The organism is Methanobrevibacter sp. 87.7, assembly GCF_002208625.1.
Taxonomy (GTDB): Archaea; Methanobacteriota; Methanobacteria; order Methanobacteriales; family Methanobacteriaceae; genus Methanarmilla.
On sequence record NZ_MRCT01000035.1, the window covers coordinates 1 to 13,277 of the forward strand.

Here is a 13,277-nt window from a genome sequence, read left to right on the forward strand (position 1 = left end):
TGATAATAATCTTTTTAAATTATTAATTCAAATATAAATATGCAAAAAATATTAAAATAGAAATTTTATATTTTTAAAAAATACAAAAACACTATTTTTTTAAAAAAAACTTATTTATAATATAATTAGTTTATAAAAACTAAAATATAAGTTAAAACTAGTTTTGAATTTAATAATAATTAAAAACTACAAATGAATAATATTTTAATGGTTATATACTATTTAAAAAAATAATAATATATTTTTTACAATTTAAATAAAATGCTTTAAAAAATCATTAAGAAAAAGTATTAAATAAAAATTAAATGAAAATAAGTTATAAAACTAATAAAAAACTAAAAATAGCCTAAAAAAGAAAAAACATTTAATAAAAAACTAAAAAACCAATGAAAAATGAAATAACAGAAATACTAAAAAATATCAGAAAAATAAAACATATTAATAAAAATTTAAATATTGTAAAAAGCTGAAATTTAATTTATAAAAAAACAGATAAGGTAAAATCATGATTATTGCAGAAGAATTATCAAAAGAATTAAATATTAGACCACAACAAAGTGAAGCTGTTATAAAATTAATTGATAGTGGAAATACAATACCTTTTATTGCAAGATACCGTAAAGAAGCTACTGGTTCCTTAGATGATGAAACATTAAGAAAATTTAATGAAAGAGTAAACTATTTAAGAAACTTAGAAGATAAAAAAGAAAAAGTAATAACTAATATTAAAGAACAAGGAAAATTAAATGATAAACTTAAAAATGCAATTAAAAAAGCAAAAACACTTGTTGAAGTTGATGATTTATATTTACCTTATAAGAAAAAACGACAAACAAGAGCTACAAAAGCTCGTGAAAAAGGTTTAGAACCATTATCTGAAATCATCTTTGATCAAGATATTAATGAACCAATTGAAAATGTTGCTAAAGACTTTATAAATAGTAAAGTTTCAAGTATTAAAGATGCAATTAATGGTGCAAAAGATATTATTGCAGAAACAATATCTGATAATGCAAAATTCAGAAAAAGAATACGTGATGACACCTATAGAAATGGAAACATTGATATTAAAGCAAAAGATGAAAATTTAGAATCAGAATATGAAATGTACTATGATTATGATGAATCTATATTTGATATAAGCCCTCACAGAATACTTGCTATTAATCGTGGAGAAAAAGAAGGTATACTTAAAATTAAAATAGATACTGATGATAAAGAAATCAAACAATATATTGCAAACCACACATTAAAAGGTAATAAATATACTGATGATATTATATTAGATGCTATTGATGCTATTGATGATTCATATACAAGACTTATACAACCTGCAATTGAAAGAGATATAAGATCTTATCTTAAAGAAGAAGCAGAAGATAAGTCAATAAAAGTATTTTCTAAAAATTTAGAACAATTACTTCTTACAAGCCCAATTGCAGATAAAACTGTTCTTGGATGGGATCCTGCATTTAGAACTGGATGTAAAATAGCTGTTGTTGACCCAACAGGAAAAGTATTAGATAAAACTGTAATATTTCCTACAGAACCTCAAAATAAAGTAAAAGAATCACAAGAAACAATTGCAAAAATGATTAAAAAATATGATATTGATTTAATTGCACTTGGAAATGGTACAGCATCACGTGAATCAGAACAAATAATTGCAGATATGATTAATAAATATAATCTTGACTGTAAATATGTTATAGTATCTGAAGCAGGAGCAAGTGTTTATTCTGCAAGTAAACTTGCTGATGAAGAATTCCCTGATTATGATGTAGGTGCTCGTAGTGCTATTTCTATTGCACGTAGATTACAAGATCCATTAGCAGAACTTGTAAAAATAGATCCAAAATCAATTGGTGTAGGACAATACCAGCATGATATGAATCAGAAAAAACTTAATGATTCACTTACAAACACTGTTGAAAAAGTAGTAAACGAAGTTGGAGTAAACCTTAATACTGCTTCTCCTTCACTTCTCGGATATGTATCTGGAATATCAAAAACAGTTGCAAAAAATATTGTAGAATATCGTGAAGAAAATGGAGAATTTACATCACGTAATGAACTTAAAAAAGTTAAAAAATTAGGTCCAAAAACATTTGAACAATGTGCAGGATTTACAAAAGTACCAAACTCTAAAAATCCGTTAGATAATACTACAGTTCACCCAGAATCATATAAAGCAACTGAAAAATTATTAAAACAATTAGGTTACAACCTTGAAGATATTGGAAGAGATGATTTAAAACTTAATAATTTAAATTACAAAGAACTGTCAGAAGAACTTGGAATTGGTGTTGAAACATTAAAAAATATTGTAAATGAACTTAAAAAACCAGGTCGTGACCCAAGAGAAGAAATGCCAGAACCAATATTAAGATCAGATGTACTTGAAATGGAAGATTTACAAGAAGGAATGATTTTAAAAGGTACTGTAAGAAATGTTGTAGATTTTGGAGCATTTGTAGATATTGGTGTTCATCAAGATGACCTTGTCCATATTTCAGAACTTGTACCTGATAAATATGTAAATCACCCACTTGATATTGTAAGTGTTGGTGATATTGTAGATGTTAGAGTTTTAAATGTTGATTTAGAAAGAAATAGAATTAGTTTATCTATGATTATTTAAATCAACTTAAACTATTACTTTTTTTACATACAAATTAAAACCTAAAAACCATAAAATCAAATTAACAACAAAAAACACATTACTCACTAATTAAAACCTAAACCTATTACTTATTTTACATAAAAAAATAAAACTAAAAAAAAAAATAATTATAAAAAATCATTTTTTTATTAAAAAATTAGTTATATAAATAGAATTTAACTAATAAAACTAAACTTAAATATTAAAATAAAAATTACTACTTCTAATCAAAATTTTTATCAATAATTATAGTAACAGGACCATCATTTAATAGTTTAACATTCATATAAGCACCAAAAACACCTGTCTCAACAGGTATATGCTCACTACATTTTTCTACAAAACGAGAAAATAATTTACTTGCATCACTTGGATTCATAGCTTTTGAGAAATTTGGTCTATTATTATGACTTACATCACCATATAATGTAAATTGAGGAACAAGTAACAATTTTCCATTAATATCCTGAATAGAAACATTCATTTTATCATTTTCATCCTCAAAAACTCTAAGTCTTAATAATTTGCGTACCATATAATCAAGTTCTTTATCAGTATCATTTTCCCCAATACCTACAAGAACCATTAAACCTTTATCAATTTTACCAGTTATTTCACCATCAACTTCAACACTAGCATTTGAAACTCTTTGAACTACTAATCTCATAATATTCACTTTAAATATAAAATTATTTAAAAAATTTAACTTAATACATTAAAATTTTGAATTAATAAATATTTAATATTATATATTTAATTTAAATTTTAAAGCTTAAGACTTACTAAAACTTATAAAATTTATATTATATTAATTTTTGAATAAACTATTAAATAATATTAGTTAAAATTGAACTAATAATGAATTAAAATATTATAATTAAAAATAAAATAAACAAAAACTAAAATAATTATAAAAAATTAATAAAATCTTAATTATAGTAAAAATAAAGCAAAATCTATAAAAATAGTACAATTTATATAATTAAAATTAAATATATAAATATATTCTATAAATTTAATAGAATTCAATTTCATGATTACAAAAATTCATTAAAATAGAGGAGAAAAATCAAAATGGCTAAGATATTTGTATCAACTGCACTTCCATATGCTAATGGTCCATTCCATTTAGGCCATCTTAGATCAACATACTTACCTGCAGATATATTCTGTAGATATCATCGTATGATTGGTGATGATGTACTTATGGTCGGTGCAACCGATGAACATGGTACTCCTATTGCTGTTCAAGCAGATAAAGAAGGTAAAAAACCTATTGAAATAGCAACAAGATATCATGATATGATTGTTAGAGATATTAAATCATGTAACATATCACTTGATAATTTTTCAAGAACTACAAAACCATTACATTATAAAATATCTCAGGATTTCTTTACTTATTTATATGAACATGATTACATTTACAAAAAAACAGTAGAACAATTATACTGTCCAAATTGTAAAAAATTCTTACCAGATAGATATGTAGAAGGAATATGTCCTGTATGTGGTGGTGAAGCAAGAGGAGATCATTGTGAAAATTGTGGTAGAGCATTAGAAACTACTGAACTTGAAGAACCTAGATGTTTAACTTGTAATTCAACACCAATTATTAAAGAAACAACACAATACTACTTTAAGTTAAGCGAGTTCCAAGACCAAGTATCAGATTACATAAATAATAATGATATGTTAGCAGATAACGTGAAAAATTATGCTAAAAACTGGTTAAAAGATGGTCTTAAAGATTGGGTATATACTCGTGATATGGATTGGGGTATTCCAGTACCACTTGAAGAAGCTAAAGGTAAGGTTATTTATGTTTGGGGAGAAGCATTTATAGGATACATTTCATCAGCTGCAGAATGGACTAGAAAAGGAAATCCTGCATGGGAAGACTATTGGAATGATACAGTTGTTCATTTTATTGGAAAAGATATTATTTACCACCATTCAATCTTTTGGATTGCAATGTTAATAGCTCATGGTTGTAAATTACCTGATGACATATTTGCTGGAGAATTCTTATCATTAGAAGGACGTAAAATGTCTACAAGTAAAAATTGGGTTGTTTGGGTAGATGATTTTGTTAAAAAATATGATGCTGATTTACTTAGATATTACTTAACAATTGTTGCACCATTAAATAAAGATACTGACTTCAGTTGGGATGATTTCCAAAGAAGAAATAATGATGAGCTTGCAGATGTACTTGGTAATTTCTTACACAGAACATTTACATTTACAAATAAATTCTTTAATGGTGAAATACCAGAATATAAAAATCCAAGTGATGATGATTTAGCTTTCATTAAATTAATAAAAGAAACACCAGATAAAGTTGGAGAAAAAATTAAAAACATGGAATTCAGAGAAGGTCTTGTTGAAATTATGAAAACATGTAAAGCAGCAAATAAATATTTCAATGACCAAGAACCATGGAAAGCTGTTAAAGAAGATAAACAAAAAGCAGCAAATTGTTTATATCTTTCAAACCAATTATGTAAATCACTTGCAACATTATTAAAACCATACATACCAACAAAAGCAGATAAAATAGCTGAAATCATGAATATTGAATTACATGATGATTGGAATGAAGCAAGTGAATTTGTAGAAGAAGGACATAAAATTAATAAAGCTAAACCTCTTTTCAAAAAAATTGATGATAAAGAGATTGCAAAAGAAAAAGAAGAATTATATAAAAATTTAGAAGAAACTGAAGATTCTAAAAAAGATGATAAAAAGGATGATAATATGAGTGACATTATTTCAATAGATGATTTTGATAAAATAGATTTAAGAATAGGACAAATTAAAGAAGCTGAAAAAATTGAAAAATCTAGAAAATTATTAAAATTACAAGTAGATTTAGGTACTGAAACTAAACAAATCGTATCAGGTATTGCTAATGAATATAAACCTGAAGATTTAATTGACAGAAAAGTTGTTGTTTTATGTAACCTTAAACCAGCAAAACTTTGTGGTGAAAAATCAGAAGGTATGATTTTAGCTACTGAAAAAGCAGCAGCTCTTTTAGGTGTTCACGAAGATTGTGAAGTCGGTGAAAAAGTAATGTAAATTACATTAAATTTTAATTAAATTTTAAATAATTTAATTAAATTACTTATTTTTTTAAAAATTAAAATTTATTGTTAATTAAAAAATATCATTTAACTAATAAAAAATTGACAATAAATAATGAAAAACAGATAATAATTATTAAATTGCTAATAAATTAATAAAAAAGTTAACAATTTAATAATTAAAATTAAATAAGAAAAGTTTTATTAAGAATAAAAACTAAATCTAATAAAGTTAGAAAAGAATACAACTTACTTCTTAACCTATAAGCGGCAATAGGTTATTAAAAGTCCTCACGGTGAGTTAATGGATTCAAATAAATTGATTACGAAAGCTGAAAATTATTTAAATAATATTAATAAAAATCCAATAGATACAAATAAATTAAATAATTTTGAATATTTTAAAGAAGTTTATTATAAATTAAATAAACAACTAAAAATACTTCAAGATTTTAAAGAAACAATGGATATACAAGGTTATACTTCACCATATAGATCACTTAGTAAATATGGTATAAGTACTGTTGGAGAAGTTACTGCTGAAGAAGCTTCAGAAACACATAGACATAACCAATACTTTAGGATGAAAGCTTCTAATAAAAAAAATATATTAGATAGAGTTAAATCAGCAATTACTTCACATAAAATAGCTTTAGGTAATTTAGAAGAATATGGATTAATTCGCTGCAATAATTGTGGAAAAACCTATAGAATTGAAGAATTAAAAGATGAATGTAAATGTGGAAAAACAGATTATGACTTTTATGTAAATCTTACAGGAAACCATAGGATAGAAATTCTTCCATTTTTACCAATGGCTGGAGATTACATGGTAAAAATAAGTGAACTTTCTAAATGGGGAAGAAAATCTTTTAAAAAAGTTATAAATATGCTTAAACAAGAAAGAAAAGGTTCAGTTAAAACAGTAACATTGCAAATTCGTTATAAAGAAAATAAAAAAACAATAAGAAAAAAAGTTACACTTGATTCAGAATTTGTTGACTCCTATGAAGAAGAAGTAAGAAAAAGATATGGAAAACATGTACGTATTGAAAAATTACAATTCCATAGAACAAAACCTGCAATTATTGATGATAACAATACAAGAACAGCACTTGCAATTGCATATGTTAAAGAAGGAGAGATAATTGCAAATACATATAAAGACGAACTTTTAAAAGAAAAAATCAAAAATCCTGATAAATTACGTAAATATGATGAAATTATTTACAATGCTAAAACTGCTAATCCAAAATTCTTAGATGAAACTGATTCTGTTGAAGATTGGAAAGATGATAAAATTAATGAAGATTTAATTAAAGCAAAACTTAAATACAAAGATGGTAGTTTAAACAGGACATTAAATATAGATTTGAAAACCAGAGAACGTATAGAAAATTCTATATTTATAAATTTAGCACCTTCATTAATATTATGGGATATATTTAAATATTATCTTACAAATTCACAAGATAAACGTAAAAGACAAAGTGGACCATTTCCACATATAAGAAGTGAAATAGACCGTCAACAAAGAGAAATTTTTAGAATCACATATACTCAAGCAATTAAATTATTAAATAAAAGAAGTAATGAAACAATAATCCCTGTAAAAGATATGGATTTAATTTTACATAAAAAATTTAATTTAGAATACAAATTAAAAAACTCAAACCTTAAAATAGATCATTATGCATTAGGTGCTGCAATGATATATAAAGAAGGTAAAATGGATATTAACTTAGTTGCTAAATCATTTAATTTAGAACATGAAAAAATTAAAAATGAAGCTAAAAATATTGAAATTATCACTAAACCAAAAAATGATAAAAGTAAAAAATTCTTAGAATTGATTAAAGGTTAAAATATTATACGTGATTAAAATGAGTGAAGATAAAATAAAAGTACATATTACAGAAGCTTTAACTTCAAAAAAGATTATTGAAATAACAGAAGCGTATCCTTCACTTGAAATTATAACTTGTTCAAAAAGTATATATAATAGAATACCTAAAAAATATCTATCTGCATTAGAACAACTAGATATTACTGTTAAAGTAGAATATAATCAAGGGGCAAAACCAAAATATTCAAAAGAGCTTATAGAAAAAGTCATTAAATTAAAAGAAAATGGTTTAACCCCTAAAGAAATAGCTGATATAGTTGAGCTAAGTACTAAAAAAACATATTATATTCTTGAAAAATATTCTGATATTAAACTTAATAATTATAAAAGAAAATACACAAAAGAAGAAAAAGAAAATATTAAACAACTAAAAAAAGAAGGACTTAAACCTAATAAAATATCAGAAATTACAAATATTCCTATAAGAACCATTTATTACATTTTAAACAAAAAATAAATAATTAAATTTAAATAACTAAAAAAAGTAAAAATATTTAAATTACTAATTTTAACATTAATTTAATAAAATAATCAAAAGAATTAATATTTAATGAATAGGTTTAAATTATTTAAAAATGATTAAATAGGTAATAAAAAGATGAAAATGATAATACCAAAAAAATACCTAATAACCATAATTATTATTCTTATACTAATAAGTGGAATTATTTTAATACCAATATATGCAATAAATAATGTCGATTTAGATAATAAGAATATAAGTATGGATATAAAAGAAAATAATACTGGAAATAGTGAAAATGATAAAATATTAAATTCAACTAAAAACAAAAATCCATCAAATAAAAGTATTAATATGGGAGTAAATAATGAAAGTACTTGTTATTTATATAACAATCCCAATTGGAAACAATACAATATAACCATTAAAAAGAATACAGTAAATTATTCTGATGGTAATAGATTCTTTTATTACAGTGACATATTTGGAAAAAAGGATAACCTATCAAACTTTATAAATTTTGATAAAGGAAATATCATTTCAATTAAAAAGAATAATAAAACAATAAAAAACGGCATATACTTTGTAAAGGATCATAAATCCACAATATCTGTTAAATACAAAAATACAAGTAAAACATATGAACTTCATAATGCTACAATTTTAAGTGGATTATTTGAAGTTAATGAAATTAAATATGGTTTCTGTAAAAATGGTTATGATGACTTTGAAAATATATCTGAGAATACATTTTCAAAATATACATATAAATTATATGGTGAAACTTATACTACAAGTAATAACCTTAAAAAATATAAATACGGAGATTGTTGGGCATTTTCAGAATATTTATATGAAAGTCTTGTAGATGCAGGTTATACTGCAAGAGTCCTACAATATACTACAAGCTCATCAAATGTACATAGAAGTGTTCAAATAAAATTAACAAATGGATCATGGGTTGCATTTCCTTACCGTGAATATGGATGGGGAAATTTTTATGATAAAGAACTAAATGATGATATAAATCAAACAAATAACCCTAAACTTATAATGAGTAATGAAAATGGTACTAGTAAAAAATTTGTTGAAAACAGTGAAGACATTGAAGAAGATGATACAGATTATACTAGTTTAAATAATTCATATAGTAAATATTCAAGTAATTCATACTCAAATAAGTACTCTAAAAATTATTATAGCTCAAAATATAATAATTCAAAATAAATAAACTATTAATTTAGTTTATTTAATTAATTTTTTTATAAAATTATAAAAATAGTTAAATAATTAATTTAAATAAAATAGCTAAAACTAAAAAAAAACTAATTCTAAAAAAATAGCTAAAACTAAATAAAATAGCTAAAACTAAAAAAAAACTAATTCTAAAAAAATAGCTAAAAAAAGTAAAAAATAAATTATTTAAAATTTACTTTTTCTTAAAAACTGAAAGATAATGTGAATATCCTTCTTCACCATATTTACCAATAGATTCATTTAAATAAATAAGTTGGAAATCCTGTTTTGATAAATAATCTTCTAATTCATTATGAGAAAGTCTTAATTTCATTGGTGGACCTTGATATGTAGGTACTTTTTTAAATTCAATAATCGCAATTTTACCATTATCATTTAAGACTCTACTACATTCAGAAATAGCATTATATTTATCTCTTTTAGTAATAAGTTCATGGAAAACATTAATCATTAATATTAAATCTACTTTATTGTCTTCACAATCAATATGTTTATCTACTTCACTTTGTATAATTTCAATATTAGAAATGTCTGAATCTATAATTTTAGAATTTAGGTAATTTATTACATCATCTGATTGATCAACTGCATAAATAGAAGCATCTTTATTTAATTTACTTGCTTCAATTGCAACATGTCCATCACCACAACCAATATCCATAAACGAATTAAGGTTACGAACATTAAGTACATCTAAAACATAATCAACATCAATAAAATCTTTACTAGATTTAAAATTTATATCATTCATAATTTGCACCTATTAAATATAATAAATGTAAATAAGATTATTATAATAATCCCAAATATAGGTAATATTTAAAACCTTTTATAAGAATAGCTAACCCAATCCCACCTAAAAGACCAGTTATTAATCTTAAATAATTTGTACTCTCCCTCCAACCTAATAATTGAGTAAAACCATCAATAGCTGCAGGAACCAAAAGAAGTATTGCAGTAATCATTAAATAAACTGTATAATTTATAAAAACAAAGTATGCATAAATAAAATATGCAAAAATGCTTATATAAAATCCAGTACATCTTGCACATACTGGGAAATAATGACCTCTATATGAAAAGGTTCTATCAGGTCTTCTATGACAGATTAAATTCAATGGATTGAAAGACATTTTTAACACAAAAAATTAAGTTTTTAAGATAAATATTACTTTTTTAAACTTTAAACATATATTAAACATTTATATAAAAATTAACCTCTACTACTTTGAATATTAAAATAAATATTAAATGAAAATTAAATTTTAACCATGCTGAATATTAATTTTAATTGGAGTTCCATTTTGATCTACTCCACTTACATTAATACTATTACTATCATTTTCTACTGAAACATTAGATATAGAACTAGATACATCATAATTTGAATTTCCACTATCAGAAACTTGATTATCTGGATAATTTAAAGTATTTTGATCTACAAATACAAATCCAAAAAGAAATGCAATAATAAATACAGCAATACAACAAAGTAATAAAGTACCTATTACACCACCTAAAAAATCAAATAACCACATATTTTCACCTACTTATTATTAAAAAATATAATTTATTAATATTCATATTCTTAAAGTTAGTAAAAAATATTTACACAATTATAATAACAATAAAATAATATTTTTTAAAAACTTATTAAAAGTATTTTCGAAATTTTATTATTAAAATATTTTCATAAGATAAGCATAAAAAATTAAATTTTCTTATTAATAAACCAACTCATAGCACTAAAAAGAATAATTAATACAATAATAAGTTCAATATAGAACCTTAGACTAAAAAAAGACCGTCCCTCAAGATAAACTACACCTAAAGCCAAAAATAAACTTATAATAAACAAATATTTATTACTTATTACTTCCTCAGGTTCTTCATCTATAAATGACATGTGACAATTAGGACATACAACAGAATCCTCAGGAATAACTTTTAAACAATTAGGACATTGCATATATCCATCTTTTATAATTTTACATGTAGGACAATTTTTACTCATATTAACACATATTCTTATTTAATAAATGATTTAAATATAATTCAATAATAATTTATTATACTAATAAATATAAAAAAATTTTGTTAAGAATAATTTAAAATAAATAATAAAAATATATTATATATAAAACTTTAAAAAGCATCATTTAACAAATAAATAATAAAAATATATTATATATAGAACTTTAAAAAAACATCATTTAACAAATGATTTATAAAAATGATACATGTGATAAAATGACAACAGACTTAAAAATACTTGGAATGGAAAATGGCCTACATTATGAAGGAATTTATACAACAATTAGTAAAGATGGAATAAAAGATGCCGCACCTATAGGAATAAATTGTAAAGATAATAATAAAATTGGATGTAGAATATTTGTAGGTAGTACAACACTTAAAAATATACAAGAAACTAAAGAGTTTATAATAAATATTACAGATGATCCTATTGCATTTGTTAAATCAACCATTGGAAATCTTGATAAAGAAGACTTTACAAATGATGAAAATATTGCAATGATGAAAAATGCTGATGCATATATAAAATGTAAAGTTATATCAATTGAAAAAATGGAACCAATAGCAGATCATATTAATTCACATGGTGAAGCTTATCTTATTGATTCAGAAGTTATAGAAATTATTAAAAATAATAAATGTGCTAAAGCATTAAATAGAGGATTTTTCTCTTTTCTTGAATCACTTTCAAATTACACACGTTTAGATATTGTAGATAAAGAAAAACAAGACTACTATGTTGGACGTTTTAATGAAAATAAAAGAATAATTAATAGAGTTTCTGATGATAAAACTAAAGAAGCTATGGATATTCTTGGTAATGCAATGATTAAAAAAGGATTTAATGTTGATTAAATTCTTTTAAAACATTTTAATAAAATACTTTTTTTTAAAATTTTAATTTTAATTTATAAAATAAATTTATTATATTTTTAAATAAAAAAATAAGTAAAAATACTAATTTTAAAACATTAATTGTAAAAAAAAACAACAATAAAAAAAACACTAATTCTAAAAAAACTAAAAAACATACACAAATTAAAAAAAATACTGATTTTAACAATAAAAAGCATTAAAAAATAGTTTAATAAATACACTGAAAAATATAAAAAACACTAAAAAATAGTTAAAAATTAAAAAAGAAAAAAATTAAAAAGTTTTATTAAAAAACTTTAAAATTATTTTCTAACAACATCGTTAAATACGTTTTCACCCATATTAGTTGTCATAATAACAACTTGGTCTTCACCATCTTTATAATTAAATGTTTGACCTGTTTTACCTGTTACTAAAACACCTTTATGTCCATTGACAGTGATATTTTTAGTAATATTTGTAGAATTTATAATTTGAGAAGGTGTAACAATTTTATTATCAGATTGATTAATTACAATAATTTTATAGTAATTAGTACCATTCTCGATAACAGTTGATTTTATAGTTACATTATTATTATTATCTGCATCAGTAGAATTATCACTAGTATGATAACCGTAAGGTACAGAAAACTCATGACCTCCTACATTTAATGTTAAATTATTATTTACAATTAAACCAATAGCAACTACTGTAATGATAATAATAATTGCACAGATAATAATTGTTCTTTTCTTTTTGGATTTTTTTCCTTCATCACCAGAAATATTTACACCTCAAGAAAATTTTTAAATTATTCTTAAATAAAGTTATAGAACATTATAACATTATGACTTAATTTATATATTTTATATTAAAAATAGTTTATGTATTAAATCTAAAATAGAAGAAAAAAATTATTAAATTTATTAAAAAAATAGAAAATAGATTAATAAAAAAATTAAAATAAGTAAAAAAATAAGAAAAATAGAAAATATAAAAAATAAA

The 13,277-nt window shown here is 22.8% G+C and carries 11 protein-coding genes; 6 read left to right on the forward strand and 5 right to left on the reverse strand.

What is annotated here, in order from left to right:
- The first annotated feature begins 508 nt into the window (after positions 1–508).
- Positions 509–2,641, forward strand: a complete 2,133-nt coding sequence (locus tag BGI41_RS02855) for a Tex family protein (protein WP_369829830.1) — start codon at positions 509–511, stop codon at positions 2,639–2,641.
- Between the two features lie 244 nt (positions 2,642–2,885).
- On the opposite strand, the gene dtd is transcribed toward BGI41_RS02855, so the two are convergent.
- On the reverse strand, positions 2,886–3,329 hold the full coding sequence (gene dtd / locus BGI41_RS02860) for a D-aminoacyl-tRNA deacylase (RefSeq protein ID WP_088538738.1): 444 nt from the start codon (positions 3,327–3,329) through the stop codon (positions 2,886–2,888).
- Between the two features lie 407 nt (positions 3,330–3,736).
- Between dtd and metG the strand changes: the two genes are divergently transcribed.
- The 4 genes from metG (at position 3,737) to BGI41_RS02880 (ending at position 9,347) form a co-directional block, all read left to right on the forward strand.
- Positions 3,737–5,746, forward strand: a complete 2,010-nt coding sequence (gene metG, locus BGI41_RS02865) for a methionine--tRNA ligase (protein WP_088538739.1) — start codon at positions 3,737–3,739, stop codon at positions 5,744–5,746.
- A 309-nt stretch (positions 5,747–6,055) separates the two neighbouring features.
- The gene (locus BGI41_RS02870; RefSeq protein ID WP_088538740.1) at positions 6,056–7,615 is read left to right on the forward strand and encodes a DUF530 domain-containing protein; all 1,560 of its coding nucleotides are present in this window, start codon (positions 6,056–6,058) and stop codon (positions 7,613–7,615) included.
- Between the two features lie 19 nt (positions 7,616–7,634).
- Entirely contained in the window at positions 7,635–8,114 is a 480-nt protein-coding gene (locus BGI41_RS02875; RefSeq protein WP_088538741.1) for a hypothetical protein, read from the forward strand.
- Between the two features lie 141 nt (positions 8,115–8,255).
- Positions 8,256–9,347: a hypothetical protein gene (locus tag BGI41_RS02880; protein WP_088538742.1), complete on the forward strand. Its 1,092-nt coding sequence runs from the start codon at positions 8,256–8,258 to the stop codon at positions 9,345–9,347.
- A 202-nt stretch (positions 9,348–9,549) separates the two neighbouring features.
- Here the strand turns inward: BGI41_RS02880 and BGI41_RS02885 are convergent, their stop codons facing one another.
- The 4 genes from BGI41_RS02885 to BGI41_RS02900 form a co-directional block, all read right to left on the reverse strand.
- Positions 9,550–10,128, reverse strand: coding sequence for a class I SAM-dependent methyltransferase (locus tag BGI41_RS02885; protein WP_088538743.1), 579 nt, complete (start codon positions 10,126–10,128; stop codon positions 9,550–9,552).
- A gap of 40 nt (positions 10,129–10,168) precedes the next feature.
- A complete protein-coding gene (locus BGI41_RS02890; protein ID WP_088538744.1) occupies positions 10,169–10,510 on the reverse strand; it encodes a DUF2085 domain-containing protein in 342 nt (113 codons plus the stop codon).
- A 132-nt stretch (positions 10,511–10,642) separates the two neighbouring features.
- Positions 10,643–10,915 (reverse strand): hypothetical protein, encoded by a 273-nt coding sequence (locus BGI41_RS02895; RefSeq protein ID WP_088538745.1) that lies wholly within the window; start codon positions 10,913–10,915, stop codon positions 10,643–10,645.
- 173 nt (positions 10,916–11,088) lie between these two features.
- Positions 11,089–11,391 carry a hypothetical protein gene (locus BGI41_RS02900; protein ID WP_088538746.1) on the reverse strand — a complete coding sequence of 101 codons (303 nt, stop codon included), beginning with the start codon at positions 11,389–11,391 and terminating at the stop codon, positions 11,089–11,091.
- A gap of 236 nt (positions 11,392–11,627) precedes the next feature.
- On the opposite strand from BGI41_RS02900, the gene BGI41_RS02905 reads away from it, so the two are divergent.
- The gene (locus BGI41_RS02905; RefSeq protein WP_088538747.1) at positions 11,628–12,269 is read left to right on the forward strand and encodes a DUF447 domain-containing protein; all 642 of its coding nucleotides are present in this window, start codon (positions 11,628–11,630) and stop codon (positions 12,267–12,269) included.
- Positions 12,270–13,277: the final 1,008 nt, after the last annotated feature.